Below are 19,938 nucleotides of genomic sequence, written 5' to 3'. Positions count from 1 at the left end.
CGAAAGGATGATCACAATGAAGAAAATTGGCGTAATTCTGAGCGGATGCGGCGTTTATGACGGTTCTGAAATTCATGAAGCGGTGTTGACGTTGTTAGCTATTTCACGCAGCGGTGCGCAGGCGGTCTGCTTTGCACCGGATAAGCAGCAGGTTGATGTTATCAACCATTTAACGGGCGAAGCGATGACGGAAACGCGCAATGTGCTGATTGAAGCGGCACGAATAACGCGCGGTGAAATCCGTCCTCTGGCCCAGGCCGATGCCGCTGAACTGGATGCGTTGATTGTGCCGGGGGGGTTTGGCGCGGCGAAGAATTTAAGCAATTTTGCCAGTCTTGGTCGCGAATGCACCGTTGACCGTGAATTAAAGGCGCTGGCACAAGCGATGCATCAGGCCGGAAAACCGCTTGGTTTTATGTGTATTGCCCCGGCGATGCTGCCGAAAATTTTCGATTTCCCGCTGCGTTTGACCATCGGTACTGATATTGATACCGCAGAAGTGCTGGAAGAGATGGGCGCGGAGCATGTGCCGTGTCCTGTCGATGATATCGTGGTTGATGAAGACAATAAGATTGTCACCACCCCGGCATATATGCTGGCGCAGAACATTGCAGAAGCGGCGAGCGGCATTGATAAGCTGGTTTCCCGCGTGCTGGTTCTGGCTGAATGAGTAAAAGCCGCTTAACGGTGTTTAGTTTCGTTCGCCGTTTTCTTTTGCGGTTAATGGTTGTCCTCGCCGTTTTTTGGGGCGGGGGCATCGCGTTGTTTAGCGTTGCGCCTGTTCCTTTCTCAGCGGTAATGGTCGAGCGACAGGTCAGCGCCTGGCTGCATGGCAATTTTCGTTACGTGGCACATTCTGACTGGGTCAGTATGGATCAAATCTCGCCGTGGATGGGACTGGCGGTGATTGCCGCAGAAGATCAGACATTTCCTGAGCACTGGGGCTTTGATGTCGCTTCCATTGAGAAAGCCCTGGCGCACAACGAGCGCAATGAAAACCGTATTCGCGGTGCTTCAACGATTTCTCAGCAGACTGCCAAAAATCTCTTTTTATGGGATGGGCGTAGCTGGGTTCGAAAAGGGCTGGAAGCTGGATTAACGCTGGGGATAGAAACGGTCTGGAGCAAAAAGCGTATCCTGACGGTTTACCTGAATATCGCCGAATTTGGCGACGGTGTGTTTGGCGTCGAAGCTGCGGCACAACGTTATTTCCACAAACCCGCGAGCAAGCTTACCCGGTCGGAAGCTGCATTACTGGCAGCTGTATTACCTAATCCACTTCGTTTCAAAGTCTCCGCGCCATCGGGCTACGTGCGTAGCCGTCAGGCGTGGATTTTACGGCAGATGTATCAGTTAGGCGGTGAGTCGTTTATGCAACAACACCAGCTGGATTAAGCTTCGCGCGAAGTGAGGGTCAGCGTTTTGCTTTCACGAGGTTGCAGATCTTTCTGCAGGGCAATAGTCAGCGCCGGTTGGGCGATAAATCGTTTCCATAACCGCTCTTGCTTACGCAGACAACACCACTTCGACCAGGTCGCCAGTGGAATCAATGTGCTTTCACCAATGTTGTCGCAGACGACGGGGATAACCTCTGACTCACTGATGCGGTGACAGAGGATATTCTGCGGCTTCAGCGACATCGTCACGATACGGTTATCCTGCAAATAACGCTTCAGCTGTTTCAGTATCTGGCGCAGTTGTGCAATGTCTTCTTCGTAACGGCATTGTTCAGCAAATTCGGTCAGCGTAATGGAGGGTTTGCCGTCAAAATCTGCAATCACATCGTAGACATAACCGGTTCCGCAATCCGTCTCAACGGTACCGTGATAGCGCGGTATTCCACTCCAGTCTTTTAACCGGCGACCAAGATGCGCGTAGTACTTTAACTCACGGCGGATCTCTTTATCGCCACCATCGCCACGATGGTAGACAATCTTAATACAGCGTTGGGCATCTTCCGGATGCGCATAACATTTCCGATGTCTTCCGGTGCCCAGGGGACTTTGTTCAGATAAGCGAATCATGCCATCTCCTGGAAATATTTTCTGACGATCTCCAGTATGGTCGATTAACTTAAACGAAATCTAAACAATGCTTCTTAAGGTTTTCTTAAGGTTCTTCTGAAAGTAAAAAGCGCACGAAATGTACAATCGACGTTGATTGATAACGATTTCAGTACGCGCTTTTCTTATTGCCGGGGGAGCTTGAAGGGATTTGAATGTCAAAGTGATGAAGATTAATCTTCATCAAAACCAGAGTTAAAGAGGGCGATAACGGCGGCCAGTGCTTCCTCTTCCTGTGGACCGGTCGCTTCAACTTCAATCTGCCGTCCTTTGGCAGAATCCAACATCAGCAGCGCAATAACGCTGTTGGCTTCAGCCTCGGTGCCTTCGTCATTACGTAACAGCACTTCAGCGTCAAAACCCTGCATTAATTCAAACAGCTTCATTGCAGGCCGGGCATGCATGCCCAGCTTGTTTGTGATTTCAACAGTTTGCTTGACGGTCATGGTTTACGTTTTTCCAGCGTCCGATGGCGTGACTGGACGTTTTTACCGCGCGAACGGAAGTAGTCTGCCAGTTGCTCTGCAATATACACCGAACGGTGCTTCCCGCCGGTACAACCAATGGCGACCGTCAGGTAGCTACGGTTGTTGGTTTCCAGCATAGGTAACCATAGCTCAAGATAGCTTCGCGTCTGGTAGATAAAATTGTGTACTTCTGTGTGGCGGTCGAGGAACGCGGCGACAGGTTTATCAAGACCTGTCATTGGACGCAGTTTCGGATCCCAGTGCGGGTTCGGCAAGAAGCGCACGTCAAAGACGTAATCTGCATCGATAGGGATACCGTGTTTGAAGCCGAAAGACTCAAAGACCATGGTCAGTTCACGTTCACGTTTACCCAGCAGACGGGTACGCAGCATTTCTGCCAGCTCGTGAACGGACATTTCTGAGGTATCGACAATCAGATCCGCTCGCGAACGCAGAGGCTCCAGCAAATCGCTTTCTTTGTCGATAGCACTTTCCAGCGACAGGTTTTTGCTGGAAAGCGGATGCAGTCGGCGCGTGTCACTGTAACGACGAATTAAGGTATTACGGTCGGCATCCAGGAACAGTAGTTGCGGTGAGAAAGCGTCAGGCAGGTTACTCATCGCCTGTTCGAATATTTCTGGTGACTCCGGCATATTACGAACATCAATGCTGACGGCGGCAGAAATCTCTCGATCGGCCAGAGTTCGAGCCAGATCGGGTAACAACACTACGGGAAGGTTATCCACGCAGTAAAAACCCATATCTTCCAGCGCACGCAGGGCGACAGATTTACCTGAACCTGAACGTCCGCTGACGATCATCAGTACCATGTACTGTTTCTCCTCACAACGTCTAAAAGAGACATTACCGAATAACTACGCTTCATCCGGAGTACCTTCGGTATCCGTAATGATTTGATACAGCTCTTCATCGCTCTGGGCTGCGCGTAAACGGCGGCAGATGGTTTTGTCCGCCAGACGTTTCGCTACCAGCGACAGAGTATGCAGGTGCGTTTTAGTTTGGTCTGCCGGCACCAGCAGGGCAAAAAGTAAGTCCACCGGTTGGTTGTCGATGGCATCGAAAGCTATAGGCGTTTCGAGCTGAACGAAAACGCCAACGGCGCGCAGAGTATCTTCTTCCAGTTTGCCATGCGGAATGGCAATACCATTGCCGATACCGGTACTGCCCATTTTTTCCCGCGTCAGGATAGCTTCAAAAACCACCTGGGGCGCCAGGCTAAGTTGTTTCGCTGCCAGCTCGCTGATGATTTCCAGGGCGCGTTTTTTGCTCTGACAGTGGACGCGGCTTCGCGTACATTCCCTGTTAAGAACACTGCTAAGCTGTAGAGTTGTATCATTATTTGTCATAATTTCACCTAAGAACCTGCCCACTCAAACAGTGGAACAGGCTCGGAGCATTAACCGTACAAATGGCCCGTTGTGCCGCACAACAGGCCGCCATGCACATGCTAATTGCCCGGACAATTAGTGTTGTTTCAGTTTATCTTTATGTTTGGTCAACTGGCGTGCCAGCTTATCAATTAAGCCATCAATGGCAGCGTACATGTCCTGACCTTCCGCGCTGGCATGAATTTCACCACCGTTTACATGCAGTGTTGCATCTGAGGTGTGGGTGACTTTCTCCACTTTCAGAACAACATAGACCTGGTTGATTCGGTCAAAATATTGCTCAAGTTTGGCAAATTTGGCTGTAACAAACTCGCGCAGTGCCTCGGTGATCTCGACGTTATTTCCGGTAATGTTGAGCTGCATAGTGTCTTCCTTATCGGTTGGGTCAAACGAGCTGTTTACGCTGGTTTGACGGCGGAATGGATAAAGACTCTCGGTACTTCGCAACAGTGCGGCGTGCCACCATGATACCTTGTTCCGACAGCAAAGAGGTTAACTTGCTGTCGCTCAACGGTTTCGCTGGGTTTTCCGCCGCGATTAATTTCTTCACCAGCGCACGAATCGCCGTGGAGGAAGCTTCGCCGCCGCCCTCGGTATTGACGTGACTGGAAAAGAAATACTTCAGTTCAAAAATGCCTCGTGGACTATGCAGGTATTTTTGCGTGGTCACGCGAGATATCGTCGATTCATGCATCTCGACGGCCTGGGCGATATCAGCCAGTACCATCGGTTTCATATATTCTTCGCCTTGCTCAAAGAAGGCTTGCTGCTGTTCAACGATACAGCGACTCACGCGCAGTAGCGTATCGTTACGGCTTTCCAGACTCTTGATCAACCATTTGGCATCCTGCAGATTGCTGCGGATAAACTGGCTATCACCATCGTTGCGCGCGTTATTGCACATCGAGGCGTAGTGCTGGTTGATTTGCAAACGCGGAATGCTGTCACTGTTGAGTTCTACCGTCCAGTGACCGTTATGCTTACGCACCAGCACATCTGGAATGACATATTCAGGTTCGCCAGTCTGGATCGACTGCCCGGGGCGCGGATCGAGCGACTGGATCAGATTGACGGCTTCTTTCAGCACATCTTCTTTCAGACGCGTGACGCGCATTAAAGTGCGGAAGTCATGATTGGCTAATAGATCGAGATGATCGCTAATGATCAGTCTTGCCTCTTCCAGCCATGGCGTGGTCTTATCGAATTGGGAGAGTTGGATCAGCAGGCAGTCACGCAGATCTTTTGCCGCCACACCGACCGGATCAAACCGTTGGATCCGCTTAAGGACGGCTTCAACTTCGTCGATGTCAATCTCTTCATCGCCCATACTTTCGAGAATATCTTCCAGCGGGACAGTCAGATAACCGGTGTCATCAACGGCATCGACGATAGAGGTAGCAATAGCGCGGTCAGTGTCGGAAAACGGTGTCAACTCGACCTGCCACATCAGGTAATCCTGTAAGGTCTGTGTCGTTTCGCCCTGATAGACCGGCAGCTCGTCGTCAATGTAGTCACCGCTGGTGCCGGATGGTGTACCAGCGGTGTAAATGGTGTCCCAACTGGCATCGAGCGGCAGCTCTTCCGGCATCTCTTTTTGTTCGAGCGCGTCGGCGGTGTCCAGTGTTTCACTGTCTTGCGTTTCGCGGGTGTCGATTTCTTCATGAGTGTCGATTTGCTCAAGCAGCGGATTGCTCTCCAGCGCCTGCTGTAGCTCCTGCTGAAGTTCCAGCGTCGACAACTGCAACAGACGAATTGCCTGTTGGAGCTGTGGCGTCATCGCCAGTTGTTGGCTAAGCCTGAGTTGCAAACCTTGCTTCATGTTCAGAATCGTACTCTCCTGCTAAAACGTCGCAAACTTCTACCCTATCAGAGTCTGAAGTCTTCCCCAAGGTATACACGCTTAACGTGTTCGTCTTGTAAGATTTCTGTAGGCGTGCCGTGGGCGATCAAATGCCCCTGACTGACGATATAAGCGCGTTCACAAACCGCCAGTGTTTCACGCACGTTGTGGTCAGTGATCAGTACGCCCAGGCCGCTGTCGCGCAGGTGCTCAATGATGCGTTTAATGTCGATAACCGAGATCGGGTCAACCCCGGCAAACGGTTCGTCGAGCAGAATAAATTTCGGATTCGCAGCCAGTGCGCGGGCAATTTCTACACGGCGACGTTCACCCCCGGAGAGTGACTGCCCCATGCTGTCACGCAGGTGCTCAATGTGAAACTCTTCCATCAGCTCGTTCGCGCGGTCTTCACGTTGTTCAGCAGACAAGTCGTCACGAATTTGCAGTACCGCCATCAGGTTATCGTAAACGCTGAGGCGACGGAAAATGGAGGCTTCCTGCGGCAGATAGCCGATACCGCGGCGCGCGCGTGCATGCAGAGGCAGCAGACTGATATCGTCATCATCAATAATGATGTTGCCCGCATCGCGCGGCACAATGCCAACAACCATGTAGAAAGTGGTGGTCTTACCGGCACCGTTTGGCCCCAGCAGACCGACAATTTCCCCGGAGTTGACGGTCAGGCTGACGTCTTCTACCACGCGACGGCCTTTATAGGCTTTTGCAAGGTTCTTTGCAGTTAATGTTGCCATAACGAATTAATTACCCTTCTTCTGTGCCGGGGTCTGGCCTTTATTGTTTTTGTCCTGCAGCTGCGACGGCACCAGAACGGTGGTTACGCGCTTGCCTTTGTCGCTGAAAGCCTGCATTTTCTGCTCTTTCACCAGGTAAGTGATCTTATCGCCCTTAATGTTGCTATCGACCTGCTGCAGATAAGCATTACCCGTCAGAACGACAAAATCTTTTGCCAGTTCGTAGTGCATCTGGGAAGCGTGACCTTCAACGGGTTTACCGTTGTCCTGCATCTGGTAGAACGTTGCCGGTTTACCGTAGCCGTCAATCACTTCTTTACCTTGTTCGCCGCCCGGACGGGTAACGACCACTTTGTCGGCATTAATTTTGATGGTGCCCTGGGTGACGATGACATTGCCGGTAAAGGTAACCACGTTGCCTTGCATATCAAGAGATTGCTGGTCCGATTCAATGTGGATCGGCTGATCAGTATCTCCGGTTACGGCAAATGCCGGAATGCTGGCGGCCAGAAGTGAGCTGGCAAGCACAAGATTAAGGCTGAGTTTGTTTGTTTTGAATTTCATAGGATGTTCTAACCTTTTCAATCAGCTCGGCGTTCTTGCTGCGTAAGTTGCCGCGCATTTTCAGACCGCTGGAGTTAAATGTTGTTCCGTATAACGTGACGAGGTCTTCAGAGGTAACATCCTGCGTCACCAGATTGATCTGCGCGTTATCCGTCGTGATTCTGCGAAGTTGAGAGTCCGGCACGAGTGCATTGACTTCAACGTGTCCATATAAATAGAGCATCCGGTCATTGGTCAGCTTGGCTTTATCTGCTTTTACGGACCATGTCGGGATTTTATCCTTATCAAACGTGGTAAGTACCGGCTGCGTAAACCACGAAACGGCCTGATCGGAATAATATTCAACGTGTTGAGCAATCAATCGATAGCTTAGTGCCCCTTCTGGGTTATAGACGAGTGTGTCCGTATGCTCGCTTTTATAGGTGGGATCATTGTTGTTGACGACCACCTGGGCGGTATCGTCTTTTTCGGCCATATTAATGCCGATCATCACCAGAACCGCCAGTGATAGCACAATGATAACCCAACGTCTGGCTTTACTCATATCGATTGCCCTTTGGCTTCATCCAGTTTGCCCTGCGCCAGGAGTAATAAGTCGCAAACTTCTCGCACTGCGCCACGACCGCCAGCAATGCGCGTTACGTAATCGGCGCGCGGGATCAACAGTGGATGCGCATCGGCCACGGCGACGCTTAAACCCACTTTTTCCATTACCGGCCAGTCGATGAGATCATCGCCGACATAAGCCACATTTTCCGGGGCAATCGCCAGTTTTTCCAGCAGATCGCTAAAGGCGATCAGTTTGTTTGACTGCCCCTGATACAAGTGAGTGATCCCCAATGTGGCACAACGATCTTCTACCAGTTTAGCCTTTCGCCCGGTAATGATAGCGACTTCAATATCAGAGGTGAGCGCACAACGAATGCCATAACCGTCACGAACATTGAACGCTTTCAGCTCTTCGCCGTTATTGCCCATATAAATCAGGCCATCTGACAGTACGCCATCAACGTCGAGGATCAGCAGACGAATGTTCTCTGCTTTTGCCATAACGTCGGCGCTGACAGGGCCGTAACAGGTCGCAAGCGACGCACCTGCTTTGCTCATTGTTGTTTATCCTTGAATCTTTACACTACGCCTGCACGCAGTAAATCATGCATATGTAACACACCGAGTAAATGGTCGCCATCGGCAACCATCACGGAGGTGATATGGCGGGACTGCATTAAGTTCAGTGCCTCAACGGCCAGAATGCCAGGGCGCACACGTATTCCCCCCGGCGTCATCACATCGGCAATACTTAACTGACGAACATCCACGCCCATATCGAAGACACGGCGTAAATCACCGTCGGTAAAGATGCCTTCAATCATCATATTGTCATCGCAAATGACAGTCATACCAAGATTTTTGCGGGTAACTTCCAGCAATGCGTCACGCAGACTGGCCGTTTTCTTAACATGCGGGATCTCATCGCCCGTATGCATAATATCGTTTACGCGCAGCAGAAGTTTACGACCCAGTGCGCCGCCTGGGTGTGAGAGCGCAAAATCTTCAGCAGTAAAGCCGCGTGCTTTTAACAGCGCGACAGCGAGGGCATCGCCCATAACCAGCGTGGCGGTGGTGCTGCTGGTCGGTGCCAGCCCTAACGGACAGGCTTCTTTCGCTACTTTAACACACAGATGCACATCTGCGGCGCGCGCCATGCTGCTCTCCGGGCGACCGGTGATGCAGATTAACGGTACGTGAAGACGCTTAAGCACTGGAATTAAGGCCGTGATTTCGCTGGATTCACCTGAGTTAGAGATAGCAATCACCACATCCTGTGGGGTGACCATGCCTAAATCACCATGCGCGGCTTCACCAGGATGGACGAAAAATGAAGGTGTACCGGTGCTGGCAAACGTTGCCGCCATTTTGTGCCCGATGTGCCCCGATTTCCCCATCCCCATGACGACAACTTTCCCTTTACACCAGAACATCTTTTCACAGGCAAGCGTGAAATTCTGATTGATGTATTGATCAAGCTCCGCCAGGCATTCACGTTCAATCGCCAGGACTTCTTTACCTGCTTGCTGAAAGTCAAAACCCGGTTGTAACTCTACGTGCGACATAATACGTTTCCAGTTATTCAACGAGTATTGGCGATAACCAGTACAACATCGCCAGCCATACGATAAATCCGCCAGTTAATAATACCCCTACACCACGGCCCGATTGCGGGGAGCGCCGCCAGCACAGCAACGCAAAAATAATGCTCACCAGCAACATCACGCTGTAGTCACGACTGTACGCCAGTGGATCAATCTCTCCTGGCGTTATCAGCGCGGGTAAACCCAACACGATGACAATATTAAAGATGTTTGCGCCAATAATATTTCCGACAGCAATGTCGTTTTCACCTTTGCGAACCCCCGCTATTGCGGTTGCCAGTTCCGGCAGGCTGGTTCCGATAGCAATTGCCGTCAGACCCATCGTCAACTCGCTGATGGCAAAGTAATTCGCCAGCACCGTGGCGTTATCAACCACCATCCGCGTGGCCACTGGCATGATGATAAGCGCAATGCCGAGCCATAAAAACGCGACGGGCAATCCGCCGTCACGCGGCAGCTCTGCAAGCTGCTCTCTGGTCAGGCTGTCAGTCCCCTGACGTTCAGCCTTACGTGCAAGTTTAACAATGAACAGCAGCCATAGCACAGCCAGAAAGAGGAGAAAGATACCATCGCTGCGACTAAGTTGTCCGTCATAGAGTACGGAACCGGCCACCACGCTGACCAACAACATTAAGGGTAATTCACGGCGTAGAACATCAGAATGGACGGTAAAAGGACGAACCAGCGCAGCCAGACCGAGGATCAGCAATATATTGATAATGTTTGAGCCGAGGGCTGTACCAACGGCTAAATCGCGTTGTTCGTGCAGAGACGCGGCAAGCGAGACGATGATTTCTGGTAACGATGTACCAATACTGACCACCGTCATGCCGATGATTAGCGGCGGGATGCCAAAGGTTCGGCAAAGAATAGACGCGGCAAAAACCAGGCGGTCGGCACTGTAAACGACCAAAAGTAAACCAACAATTAACAGTGCCGTAGCTAAAAGCATCTAACGTCCTTTCTTCAGGTATACTCGCCGGTCCGCTGAAGATTTTCAGAAAGCCGTAACGGATTCTTAATTTTGACTTTATGCGGCTAAAAAGTAAAACAAATGCCAGCTTTCGCTAACCACGGCGGGTAATATTCTGTAAATATGTTGGGTTCAAGGTTAAATTGAGCGCCATGCTTAGAAAATCAACGCAAGACGAAGGGTGAATTATGGAGCAGTCTGTGGCGAATTTAGTCGATATGCGCGATGTCAGTTTTACGCGTGGCAATCGCTGCATCTTCGATAATATTTCCCTGACCGTGCCGCGAGGGAAGATCACGGCGATCATGGGGCCATCGGGCATCGGTAAAACGACGCTACTCCGTCTGATTGGCGGGCAAATCGCACCAGATCATGGTGAGATCCTTTTCGATGGTGAGAATATTCCGGCGATGTCTCGTTCGCGCCTGTATACAGTGCGCAAACGGATGAGCATGTTATTTCAGTCCGGGGCGTTGTTCACTGATATGAACGTATTTGACAACGTCGCCTATCCACTGCGGGAACATACCCAACTTCCCGCGCCATTGTTGCATAGTACGGTGATGATGAAGCTGGAGGCCGTGGGGCTGCGTGGAGCGGCTAAACTTATGCCTTCTGAACTTTCCGGTGGGATGGCGCGGCGTGCAGCGCTGGCACGTGCGATTGCGCTGGAGCCGGATCTCATCATGTTTGATGAGCCCTTTGTTGGGCAAGATCCCATTACCATGGGCGTGCTGGTGAAGCTGATTTCTGAGCTGAACAGCGCGCTGGGCGTGACTTGTGTGGTGGTTTCTCACGATGTGCCGGAAGTGTTAAGTATTGCGGATCACGCCTGGATCCTGGCGGACAAAAAAATTGTCGCTCATGGCAGTGCCCAGGCGTTGCAGGCGAATCCTGATCCGCGCGTACGTCAGTTTCTGGACGGGATAGCTGACGGGCCTGTTCCGTTCCGCTATCCTGCCGGCGATTATCACGCTGATCTTTTACCAGGGAGTTAAGCCACTCATGCTGTTAAATGCGCTGGCGTCGCTCGGACATAAAGGGATTAAAACCCTGAGAACGTTCGGGCGGGCCGGGTTAATGTTATTCAATGCGCTGGTCGGCAAACCGGAATTTCGCAAACATGCACCGCTGCTGGTGCGCCAGCTCTATAATGTCGGCGTCCTGTCGATGCTGATTATTGTGGTTTCTGGCGTGTTCATCGGAATGGTGTTGGGGCTGCAAGGTTATCTGGTTCTGACCACTTATAGTGCGGAAACCAGTCTGGGTATGCTGGTGGCGTTATCGCTACTGCGTGAACTGGGGCCGGTGGTTGCCGCGTTGTTGTTTGCCGGGCGTGCTGGTTCGGCGCTAACCGCAGAAATCGGCCTGATGCGCGCTACAGAGCAACTCTCCAGTATGGAGATGATGGCGGTGGATCCGCTGCGTCGGGTTATTTCTCCCCGTTTCTGGGCTGGAGTTATTTCATTACCACTGTTGACGGTTATCTTCGTCGCCGTGGGGATCTGGGGCGGATCGCTGGTCGGCGTCAGTTGGAAAGGCATTGATAGTGGGTTCTTCTGGTCGGCAATGCAAAATGCCGTCGACTGGCGTATGGATCTCGTCAACTGTCTGATTAAGAGCGTGGTGTTCGCCATCACGGTGACGTGGATTTCGTTGTTTAACGGCTACGACGCCATCCCGACGTCTGCCGGGATTAGCCGGGCAACCACTCGCACCGTTGTCCACTCGTCTCTGGCTGTTCTGGGGCTGGATTTTGTGCTGACCGCATTGATGTTTGGGAATTGAGTTCATGCAAACGAAAAAAAATGAAATTTGGGTGGGTATCTTTTTATTAGCAGCACTGCTTGCGGCGCTGTTTGTTTGCCTGAAGGCAGCGAACGTGACGTCTATACGTACTGAACCGACCTATACGCTTTATGCGACGTTCGATAACATTGGCGGCCTGAAAGCGCGCTCTCCGGTCAGCATTGGTGGCGTTGTTGTGGGCCGGGTGGCGGATATTACGCTGGACCCGAAAACCTATCTGCCGCGCGTAACGCTGGAAATTGAACAACGTTATAACCACATTCCTGATACCAGTTCGCTGAGCATTCGTACTTCCGGCCTGCTGGGGGAACAATATCTGGCATTAAACGTCGGTTTTGAAGACCCGGAACTGGGGACTGCTATCCTGAAGGATGGCGATACAATTCAGGACACCAAGTCTGCGATGGTGCTGGAAGATCTCATTGGTCAGTTCCTTTACGGTAGTAAAGGCGATGACAATAAGAATAGTGGCGATGCGCCAGCTGCTGCGCCAGGTAATAATGAAACCACTGAACCTGTGGGTACAACGAAATAATTTCAGGAGAACCGACGCATGTTTAAACGTTTAATGATGGTCGCTTTGCTGGTGATTGCACCGCTGAGTGCGGCAACCGCGGCAGACCAGACCAATCCGTATAAGCTGATGGACGAGGCGGCGCAGAAAACGTTCGATCGCCTGAAGAATGAGCAACCGCAAATTCGGGCCAACCCGGATTATCTGCGTACCATTGTTGATCAGGAACTGTTGCCATACGTACAGGTGAAATACGCCGGTGCGCTGGTGCTGGGCCAGTATTACAAGAGTGCGACCCCAGCTCAACGTGATGCTTACTTTGCCGCTTTCCGTGAGTACCTGAAGCAGGCTTACGGTCAGGCGCTGGCGATGTATCACGGTCAAACCTATCAGATTGCGCCAGAACAGCCGCTGGGTGATAAAACCATTGTGCCGATTCGCGTTACCATTATTGACCCGAATGGCCGCCCGCCGGTGCGTCTGGACTTCCAGTGGCGTAAAAACTCCCAGACGGGCAACTGGCAGGCTTACGACATGATTGCTGAAGGCGTCAGTATGATCACCACCAAACAAAACGAGTGGGGAACGCTGCTGCGTACCAAAGGTATCGACGGCCTGACTGCGCAACTGAAATCGATTTCTCAACAGAAAATCACTCTGGAAGAGAAAAAATAATGAGCGAGTCACTGAGCTGGATGCAGACGGGTGACACGCTGGCGTTATCCGGAGAGCTGGATCAGGACGTTCTGCTACCGCTTTGGGAAATACGTGAGGAAGCGGTGAAGGGGATTACCAGCATCGATCTTAGCCGTGTGTCTCGCGTGGATACGGGTGGACTGGCACTGCTGCTCCATCTTATCGATCTGGCGAAAAAGCAGGGCAACAATGTGACGCTTCAGGGGGTAAACGACAAAGTGTATACCCTGGCGAAATTGTATAATTTGCCTGCTGATGTTCTGCCTCGTTAAATTTTTTCAGGCCGGATATGGCGTTAACCGCCTGTCCGGCAAACCTGCCTGCAAGTCGAGCCTTGTCTGATTGATCAGCGAGGCTTTTTGCTTATTTATGCCAGCGCAACTTTGCTCTAAGATGTTTCGCTGATTTATTAACTGATGATTGAAGATCCCATGGAAAATAATGAAATTCAGAGCGTGTTGATGAACGCTCTCTCCCTCCAGGAAGTCCACGTTTCCGGCGATGGCAGCCACTTTCAGGTTATTGCCGTGGGTGAGTTGTTTGACGGCATGAGTCGGGTTAAAAAACAGCAGACGGTCTATGGCCCGCTGATGGAATATATTGCGGATAACCGCATTCATGCTGTGTCGATCAAAGCGTATACCCCTGCGGAGTGGGCGCGCGATCGCAAACTGAACGGCTTTTGAGCTATGGGCGATTCGCCGGTAGCGGATATGAATTGTTAACTGAGAACAAACTAAATGGATAAATTTCGTGTTCAGGGGCCAACGAAGCTCCAGGGCGAAGTCACAATTTCCGGCGCTAAAAATGCTGCTCTGCCTATCCTTTTTGCCGCACTACTGGCGGAAGAACCGGTAGAGATCCAGAACGTCCCGAAACTAAAAGACGTCGATACATCAATGAAGCTGCTAAGCCAGCTGGGTGCGAAAGTAGAACGTAATGGTTCTGTGCATATTGATGCCCGCGACGTTAATGTATTCTGCGCACCTTACGATCTGGTTAAAACCATGCGTGCTTCTATCTGGGCGCTGGGGCCGCTGGTAGCGCGCTTTGGTCAGGGGCAAGTTTCACTGCCTGGCGGTTGTACGATCGGCGCACGTCCGGTTGATCTACACATTTCTGGCCTCGAACAATTAGGCGCGACCATCAAACTGGAAGAAGGTTACGTTAAAGCTTCCGTCGATGGTCGTTTGAAAGGCGCACATATCGTGATGGATAAAGTCAGCGTTGGCGCAACGGTGACCATCATGTGTGCTGCAACCCTTGCGGAAGGCACCACGATTATTGAAAACGCAGCGCGTGAACCGGAAATCGTCGATACCGCGAACTTCCTGATTACGCTGGGTGCGAAAATTAGCGGTCAGGGCACTGATCGTATCGTCATCGAAGGTGTGGAACGTTTAGGCGGCGGTGTCTATCGTGTGCTGCCGGATCGTATCGAAACCGGTACTTTCCTGGTGGCGGCGGCGATCTCTCGCGGCAAAATTATCTGCCGTAACGCGCAGCCAGATACTCTGGACGCCGTGCTGGCGAAACTGCGTGACGCTGGAGCGGACATCGAAGTCGGCGAAGACTGGATTAGCCTGGATATGCATGGCAAACGTCCGAAGGCTGTTAACGTACGTACCGCGCCGCATCCGGCATTCCCGACCGATATGCAGGCCCAGTTCACGCTGTTGAACCTGGTGGCAGAAGGGACCGGATTCATCACCGAAACGGTCTTTGAAAACCGCTTTATGCATGTGCCAGAGCTGAGCCGTATGGGCGCGCACGCCGAAATCGAAAGCAATACCGTTATTTGTCACGGTGTTGAAAAACTTTCTGGCGCACAGGTTATGGCAACCGATCTGCGTGCATCAGCAAGCCTGGTGCTGGCTGGCTGTATTGCGGAAGGGACGACGGTGGTTGATCGTATTTATCACATCGATCGTGGCTACGAACGCATTGAAGACAAACTACGCGCTTTAGGTGCAAATATTGAGCGTGTGAAAGGCGAGTAATTGTCTGAGAGCTGGCAGCCCCGTTCGCGGGGCTACCGCCAGACCACTCATTTTTTCGGTTTAGTGTAGCTACGCATCAACTGCGTTCTGTCGATAAACTCATGGGTCTGCGGATCATGGTAGCGTGATGGCCAGATAACCCAGGGGTCAGTTCCCAGGGCTTTCGCAATAATCATCTCTCCTTTCGGCCATGGGCGTGATAATGCGTTCGCCAGCGTTGAGGAACTCAAACCATTTCTGCGAGACTCCGCCGCCATTGACGTTCCCTTCTTGCGCAAACCTGCAATGATGTCAGCGGGATGCCAGTCAATGAAATTACTTTCCATCTTTCCTCACTCCTTAAGTTAGTCGCTTTCATTCAGAACACTTCTTCTGTTTCTGTCGAGCATCACTATACTCCTGATGGCCTATTGCTCTAAAAAGTTCCTGTAAAGAGCGTGAATATTCAGAATATATAAAGATTACACAGCCCTGTTTTTCAGGATTTATAGAGCTGAATAAGTGTTTTTATGGAATTTACTGGAATCATCCCGCGCACTGCGCGGGATGAGGGGAGGGGATTAACGATCGCGTTGAACAGCGATGTGCGCGAGGCCGATAAGTGCTTCTCTCCACGGGGTGTCCGGGAGCACCTGTAACGCTGCGATGGCTTTGTCTGCTTCTTCCTCGGCACGCTGACGCGTCCATTCAAGAGATCCACAAGCGTTCATTGCTTCCAGAACCGGTTCCAGAAGATGGCGACCGTTACCCTGTTCGATGGCGGTACGAATCATCTGTGCCTGTTCTGGTGTGCCATGATGCATCGCATGCAGCAGCGGCAGCGTCGGTTTACCTTCGTTCAGATCGTCGCCGACGTTTTTACCTAACTGTTCGCCATCGGCATTGTAATCGAGTAAATCGTCGATCAACTGGAAAGCAGTGCCGAGATAGCGCCCATAATCTTGTAGGCCTTTCTCCTCCTCCGGCGTACAGCCAGCCAGAATCCCGGAACACTGCGCGGCAGCCTCAAACAGACGCGCAGTCTTGCTGTAGATAACGCGCATGTAGTTTTCTTCAGTGATGTCCGGATCGTTAACGTTCATCAGTTGCAGAACTTCACCTTCTGCGATGACGTTTACGGCTTCTGACATGACTTCCAGCACTTTGAGTGAACCGAGGCTGGTCATCATCTGGAACGCGCGGGTATAAATAAAATCGCCTACCAGCACGCTGGCGGCATTGCCAAATGCGGCGTTGGCGGTAGCTTTACCCCTGCGCATATCTGATTCATCCACAACGTCGTCGTGTAGCAGAGTCGCCGTGTGGATAAACTCGATCAGGGCAGCAATGGTGACATGCGCATTTCCCTCATAGCCAACAGCTCGTGCAGCCAGTACAGCAATCATCGGACGAATACGTTTACCGCCGCCGCTGACGATGTAATAGCCTAACTGATTGATCAGTTGGACGTCGGAATTAAGCTGCTCAAGGATTGCCGCATTAACACCCGCCATATCTTGCGCGGTTAACTCATTGATTTTTTCTAAATTCATCGCAAAAGCCGGGCTTTTCGCCCCGATTACCTTACTGTGAACAAAGGCAACTTAGGGTTTATGGTTAGGAATATAGGGTGATTGTACTGAAAAAATGGCACAGATAAACGTTACCGTACAAGTTGTGTTTTTTTTCTTCGTGTATTGACTGTAGCACTTGTCAAAGGCGTGCGTTTTGCGTAATATTCGCGCCCTATTGTGAATATTTATAGCGCACTCTGAATCATTGAAAAGGTGTGCGCGGAAGCGGAGTTTTATATGTACGCGGTTTTCCAAAGTGGTGGTAAACAACACCGAGTAAGCGAAGGTCAGACCGTTCGCCTGGAAAAGCTGGACATCGCAACTGGCGAAACTGTTGAGTTCGCTGAAGTGCTGATGATCGCAAACGGTGAAGAAGTCAAAATCGGCGTTCCTTTCGTTGATGGCGGCGTAATCAAAGCTGAAGTTGTTGCTCACGGTCGTGGCGAAAAAGTTAAAATCGTTAAGTTTCGTCGTCGTAAACACTATCGTAAGCAGCAGGGCCATCGTCAGTGGTTCACTGATGTGAAAATTACTGGCATCAGCGCCTAAGACCTGAGGAGAGATTTCAAATGGCACATAAAAAGGCTGGCGGCTCCACACGTAACGGTCGCGATTCAGAAGCTAAACGCCTGGGCGTTAAGCGTTTCGGTGGCGAATCCGTTCTGGCGGGTAGCATCATCGTTCGTCAACGTGGTACCAAATTCCACGCTGGCGCTAACGTAGGTTGCGGTCGTGACCACACTCTGTTTGCTAAAGCAGACGGTAAAGTGAAATTCGAAGTTAAAGGCCCGAAAAACCGTAAATTTATCAGCATCGAAGCTGAATAAGTTTTTCGCGTCCCGGTAACGGATGAAAGCCCCGCAACACGTTGCGGGGCTTTTTACATTCGATAACCGGTAAAAATGCGCATGGTGCGACGTTAATCCGCAAATGCGCTTTGCAGGGAATACGGTATGAAGCAGCAGGCAGGCATTGGCATTCTTTTGGCGCTCACCACAGCAATTTGCTGGGGGGCGTTGCCAATCGCAATGAAGCAGGTGCTGGAGGTGATGGAACCTCCGACAATCGTGTTTTACCGTTTCTTGATGGCGAGTATTGGCCTTGGTGCCATTCTTGCGGTGAAGAAGCGGTTGCCGCCATTACGCGTGTTTCGTAAGCCACGCTGGTTGATTTTGTTAGCAGTGGCGACCGCCGGGCTGTTTGGGAACTTCATCCTGTTCAGCTCATCCTTGCAATACCTGAGTCCGACCGCTTCGCAGGTGATTGGGCAACTCTCGCCAGTTGGCATGATGGTTGCCAGCGTATTTATCCTGAAAGAGAAAATGCGCAGTACTCAGGTTGTAGGGGCATTGATGCTCCTGAGCGGCCTGGTGATGTTTTTTAACACCAGTCTGGTCGAGATATTTACAAAGCTCACCGATTACACCTGGGGAGTTATCTTTGGGGTCGGTGCGGCGACGGTTTGGGTGAGTTATGGCGTGGCGCAAAAGGTTTTATTGCGTCGGCTGGCTTCACCGCAGATCCTGTTTTTGTTGTACACTTTATGTACAATTGCGCTCTTCCCTCTGGCAAATCCTGGAGTGATAGCGCAGCTTAGCCACTGGCAGCTCGCATGTTTAATTTTTTGCGGACTGAATACATTGGTAGGATATGGCGCCCTGGCGGAAGCGATGGCTCGCTGGCAGGCAGCGCAGGTGAGCGCGATCATCACGCTCACCCCACTGTTTACGCTGTTTTTTTCAGATCTTTTATCACTGGCCTGGCCCGATTTCTTCGCCAGACCGATGTTAAACCTTTTAGGTTATCTCGGTGCGTTTGTCGTGGTTGCGGGCGCGATGTATTCCGCCATTGGTCATCGTATTTGGGGCGGATTACGTAAGCATACAACGGTGGTATCGCAACCCCGCGCAGGCGAATGATTTACGGAGAATAAAATGAAGTTTGTTGATGAAGCATCGATTCTGGTCGTTGCAGGTGATGGCGGTAATGGTTGCGTGAGCTTCCGCCGCGAAAAGTATATTCCGAAAGGCGGCCCGGATGGCGGCGACGGCGGTGACGGCGGTGACGTATGGATGGAAGCCGACGAGAACCTGAACACGCTTATCGATTATCGTTTTGAAAAATCTTTCCGCGCAGAGCGTGGTCAGAATGGCGCAAGCCGCGACTGTACCGGTAAGCGCGGTAAAGACGTGACGATTAAAGTGCCTGTAGGTACGCGTGTTATCGACCAGGGTACCGGTGAAACCATGGGCGATATGACCAAACACGGTCAGCGTCTGCTGGTTGCTAAGGGCGGCTGGCACGGTCTGGGCAATACCCGTTTCAAATCGTCAGTTAACCGTACACCACGGCAGAAAACTAACGGTACGCCGGGCGATAAGCGTGAGCTGCTACTGGAGCTGATGCTGCTGGCTGACGTCGGTATGCTGGGGATGCCAAACGCGGGTAAATCGACATTTATCCGCGCAGTATCGGCGGCTAAACCGAAAGTGGCGGATTATCCGTTTACCACTCTGGTGCCAAGTCTTGGTGTGGTACGAATGGACAACGAAAAGAGCTTCGTTGTTGCCGATATTCCAGGACTGATTGAAGGCGCTGCAGAAGGCGCTGGTCTGGGCATTCGCTTCCTGAAGCACCTGGAGCGTTGCCGCGTCCTGTTGCACCTCATCGATATCGATCCGATTGATGGCACCGATCCGGTTGAAAACGCGCGTATTATTATCAGCGAGCTGAAAAAATACAGCCAGGATCTGGCGGCGAAACCGCGTTGGTTAGTCTTCAACAAGATCGACCTGCTGGATAAGGCAGAAGCCGAAGAGAAAGCGAAAGCGATCGCTGAGGCGCTGGGTTGGGAAGATAAATATTATCTGATCTCTGCGGCGAGCGGACTGGGCGTGAAAGATCTCTGCTGGGATGTGATGACCTTTATCATTGAAAACCCGGTCGTGCAGGCTGAAGAAGCGAAACAGCCAGAGAAAGTCGAATTCATGTGGGATGATTATCATCGCCAGCAGCTTGAAGAGATTGCTGAAGAGGATGATGAAGACTGGGATGACGACTGGGACGAAGACGACGAAGAAGGCGTTGAGTTCATTTACAAGCGTTAATCAGCAAAACCCCGGCCATGTGCCGGGGTTTCTCTTTA

The 19,938-nt window shown here is 51.4% G+C and carries 27 protein-coding genes; 13 read left to right on the top strand and 14 right to left on the bottom strand.

The genetic code is table 11. The annotated features are described in order from the left end of the window. The first annotated feature begins 16 nt into the window (after positions 1-16). Both elbB and mtgA read left to right on the top strand, forming a co-directional pair. On the top strand, positions 17-670 hold the full coding sequence (gene elbB / locus ACJHYO_RS03150) for an isoprenoid biosynthesis glyoxalase ElbB (protein WP_001302019.1): 654 nt from the start codon (positions 17-19) through the stop codon (positions 668-670). Then, the gene (gene mtgA, locus ACJHYO_RS03145; protein ID WP_000047098.1) at positions 667-1,395 is read left to right on the top strand and encodes a monofunctional biosynthetic peptidoglycan transglycosylase; all 729 of its coding nucleotides are present in this window, start codon (positions 667-669) and stop codon (positions 1,393-1,395) included. Before elbB ends, mtgA begins: the two co-directional genes overlap by 4 nt. Here mtgA and yrbL read toward each other — a convergent pair. The 12 genes from yrbL to ACJHYO_RS03085 form a co-directional block, all read right to left on the bottom strand. Beyond that, positions 1,392-2,024 (bottom strand): PhoP regulatory network protein YrbL, encoded by a 633-nt coding sequence (gene yrbL / locus ACJHYO_RS03140; protein ID WP_000620399.1) that lies wholly within the window; start codon positions 2,022-2,024, stop codon positions 1,392-1,394. The genes mtgA and yrbL overlap by 4 nt on opposite strands. A gap of 212 nt (positions 2,025-2,236) precedes the next feature. Then, entirely contained in the window at positions 2,237-2,509 is a 273-nt protein-coding gene (npr, locus tag ACJHYO_RS03135; protein ID WP_000216791.1) for a PTS phosphocarrier protein NPr, read from the bottom strand. Beyond that, the gene (gene rapZ, locus ACJHYO_RS03130; protein ID WP_000243741.1) at positions 2,506-3,360 is read right to left on the bottom strand and encodes an RNase adapter RapZ; all 855 of its coding nucleotides are present in this window, start codon (positions 3,358-3,360) and stop codon (positions 2,506-2,508) included. The genes npr and rapZ overlap by 4 nt, the downstream gene beginning before the upstream one ends. Before the next feature lie 45 nt (positions 3,361-3,405). Then, entirely contained in the window at positions 3,406-3,897 is a 492-nt protein-coding gene (gene ptsN, locus ACJHYO_RS03125; RefSeq protein ID WP_000183674.1) for a PTS IIA-like nitrogen regulatory protein PtsN, read from the bottom strand. A 117-nt stretch (positions 3,898-4,014) separates the two neighbouring features. Beyond that, positions 4,015-4,302 (bottom strand): ribosome hibernation promoting factor, encoded by a 288-nt coding sequence (gene hpf, locus ACJHYO_RS03120; protein WP_001176599.1) that lies wholly within the window; start codon positions 4,300-4,302, stop codon positions 4,015-4,017. Positions 4,303-4,324: 22 nt separating this feature from the next. Then, positions 4,325-5,758 carry an RNA polymerase factor sigma-54 gene (gene rpoN / locus ACJHYO_RS03115; protein ID WP_000809051.1) on the bottom strand — a complete coding sequence of 478 codons (1,434 nt, stop codon included), beginning with the start codon at positions 5,756-5,758 and terminating at the stop codon, positions 4,325-4,327. A gap of 47 nt (positions 5,759-5,805) precedes the next feature. After that, positions 5,806-6,531: an LPS export ABC transporter ATP-binding protein gene (gene lptB / locus ACJHYO_RS03110; protein ID WP_000224099.1), complete on the bottom strand. Its 726-nt coding sequence runs from the start codon at positions 6,529-6,531 to the stop codon at positions 5,806-5,808. 6 nt (positions 6,532-6,537) lie between these two features. Then, positions 6,538-7,095 carry a lipopolysaccharide ABC transporter substrate-binding protein LptA gene (gene lptA, locus ACJHYO_RS03105; RefSeq protein WP_000669785.1) on the bottom strand — a complete coding sequence of 186 codons (558 nt, stop codon included), beginning with the start codon at positions 7,093-7,095 and terminating at the stop codon, positions 6,538-6,540. Next, the gene (gene lptC / locus ACJHYO_RS03100) at positions 7,064-7,639 is read right to left on the bottom strand and encodes an LPS export ABC transporter periplasmic protein LptC (RefSeq protein ID WP_000030537.1); all 576 of its coding nucleotides are present in this window, start codon (positions 7,637-7,639) and stop codon (positions 7,064-7,066) included. The genes lptA and lptC overlap by 32 nt, the downstream gene beginning before the upstream one ends. Continuing rightward, on the bottom strand, positions 7,636-8,202 hold the full coding sequence (gene kdsC / locus ACJHYO_RS03095; RefSeq protein WP_000030016.1) for a 3-deoxy-manno-octulosonate-8-phosphatase KdsC: 567 nt from the start codon (positions 8,200-8,202) through the stop codon (positions 7,636-7,638). Before kdsC ends, lptC begins: the two co-directional genes overlap by 4 nt. A 20-nt stretch (positions 8,203-8,222) precedes the next feature. Then, positions 8,223-9,209 carry an arabinose-5-phosphate isomerase KdsD gene (kdsD, locus tag ACJHYO_RS03090; RefSeq protein ID WP_085455557.1) on the bottom strand — a complete coding sequence of 329 codons (987 nt, stop codon included), beginning with the start codon at positions 9,207-9,209 and terminating at the stop codon, positions 8,223-8,225. A 13-nt stretch (positions 9,210-9,222) separates the two neighbouring features. Continuing rightward, positions 9,223-10,200: a calcium/sodium antiporter gene (locus tag ACJHYO_RS03085; RefSeq protein WP_094258990.1), complete on the bottom strand. Its 978-nt coding sequence runs from the start codon at positions 10,198-10,200 to the stop codon at positions 9,223-9,225. Positions 10,201-10,409: 209 nt separating this feature from the next. Here ACJHYO_RS03085 and mlaF point away from each other — a divergent pair, with 209 nt between their 5' ends. The 7 genes from mlaF to murA all read left to right on the top strand — a co-directional run bounded on the left by mlaF (position 10,410) and on the right by murA (position 15,240). Continuing rightward, entirely contained in the window at positions 10,410-11,219 is an 810-nt protein-coding gene (gene mlaF / locus ACJHYO_RS03080; RefSeq protein ID WP_000438245.1) for a phospholipid ABC transporter ATP-binding protein MlaF, read from the top strand. Positions 11,220-11,226: 7 nt separating this feature from the next. Then, positions 11,227-12,009 carry a lipid asymmetry maintenance ABC transporter permease subunit MlaE gene (gene mlaE / locus ACJHYO_RS03075; protein ID WP_000925795.1) on the top strand — a complete coding sequence of 261 codons (783 nt, stop codon included), beginning with the start codon at positions 11,227-11,229 and terminating at the stop codon, positions 12,007-12,009. 4 nt (positions 12,010-12,013) lie between these two features. Beyond that, positions 12,014-12,565, top strand: coding sequence for an outer membrane lipid asymmetry maintenance protein MlaD (gene mlaD / locus ACJHYO_RS03070; RefSeq protein ID WP_001296448.1), 552 nt, complete (start codon positions 12,014-12,016; stop codon positions 12,563-12,565). An 18-nt stretch (positions 12,566-12,583) separates the two neighbouring features. After that, entirely contained in the window at positions 12,584-13,219 is a 636-nt protein-coding gene (mlaC, locus tag ACJHYO_RS03065) for a phospholipid-binding protein MlaC (RefSeq protein ID WP_000476484.1), read from the top strand. Continuing rightward, positions 13,219-13,512: a lipid asymmetry maintenance protein MlaB gene (mlaB, locus tag ACJHYO_RS03060; RefSeq protein WP_000004487.1), complete on the top strand. Its 294-nt coding sequence runs from the start codon at positions 13,219-13,221 to the stop codon at positions 13,510-13,512. The genes mlaC and mlaB overlap by 1 nt, the downstream gene beginning before the upstream one ends. Before the next feature lie 159 nt (positions 13,513-13,671). Then, positions 13,672-13,926 (top strand): BolA family iron metabolism protein IbaG, encoded by a 255-nt coding sequence (gene ibaG / locus ACJHYO_RS03055; protein ID WP_000429656.1) that lies wholly within the window; start codon positions 13,672-13,674, stop codon positions 13,924-13,926. Between the two features lie 54 nt (positions 13,927-13,980). Beyond that, positions 13,981-15,240 carry a UDP-N-acetylglucosamine 1-carboxyvinyltransferase gene (gene murA / locus ACJHYO_RS03050; RefSeq protein ID WP_000357259.1) on the top strand — a complete coding sequence of 420 codons (1,260 nt, stop codon included), beginning with the start codon at positions 13,981-13,983 and terminating at the stop codon, positions 15,238-15,240. Between the two features lie 47 nt (positions 15,241-15,287). Here murA and sfsB read toward each other — a convergent pair whose 3' ends face one another. Both sfsB and ispB read right to left on the bottom strand, forming a co-directional pair. Next, the gene (sfsB, locus tag ACJHYO_RS03045; RefSeq protein WP_000445413.1) at positions 15,288-15,566 is read right to left on the bottom strand and encodes a DNA-binding transcriptional regulator SfsB; all 279 of its coding nucleotides are present in this window, start codon (positions 15,564-15,566) and stop codon (positions 15,288-15,290) included. Between the two features lie 234 nt (positions 15,567-15,800). Next, positions 15,801-16,772, bottom strand: coding sequence for an octaprenyl diphosphate synthase (gene ispB, locus ACJHYO_RS03040; protein WP_001047336.1), 972 nt, complete (start codon positions 16,770-16,772; stop codon positions 15,801-15,803). A 258-nt stretch (positions 16,773-17,030) separates the two neighbouring features. Here ispB and rplU point away from each other — a divergent pair, with 258 nt between their 5' ends. The 4 genes from rplU to cgtA all read left to right on the top strand — a co-directional run bounded on the left by rplU (position 17,031) and on the right by cgtA (position 19,900). Next, positions 17,031-17,342, top strand: coding sequence for a 50S ribosomal protein L21 (gene rplU / locus ACJHYO_RS03035; protein ID WP_000271401.1), 312 nt, complete (start codon positions 17,031-17,033; stop codon positions 17,340-17,342). A 20-nt stretch (positions 17,343-17,362) separates the two neighbouring features. After that, positions 17,363-17,620 carry a 50S ribosomal protein L27 gene (rpmA, locus tag ACJHYO_RS03030; RefSeq protein ID WP_000940595.1) on the top strand — a complete coding sequence of 86 codons (258 nt, stop codon included), beginning with the start codon at positions 17,363-17,365 and terminating at the stop codon, positions 17,618-17,620. 126 nt (positions 17,621-17,746) lie between these two features. Beyond that, positions 17,747-18,712 (top strand): DMT family transporter, encoded by a 966-nt coding sequence (locus ACJHYO_RS03025; protein ID WP_000813040.1) that lies wholly within the window; start codon positions 17,747-17,749, stop codon positions 18,710-18,712. 15 nt (positions 18,713-18,727) lie between these two features. Next, positions 18,728-19,900: an Obg family GTPase CgtA gene (gene cgtA, locus ACJHYO_RS03020; RefSeq protein WP_085455555.1), complete on the top strand. Its 1,173-nt coding sequence runs from the start codon at positions 18,728-18,730 to the stop codon at positions 19,898-19,900. Positions 19,901-19,938 lie beyond the last annotated feature (38 nt).

Origin of the sequence: Escherichia sp. WS1118 (assembly GCF_046487695.1) — a bacterium.
Lineage (GTDB): Bacteria > Pseudomonadota > Gammaproteobacteria > Enterobacterales > Enterobacteriaceae > Escherichia > Escherichia coli.
The sequence above is the reverse complement of the archived record's forward strand: the minus strand, read 5'-3'. Positions and strand labels throughout refer to the sequence as shown.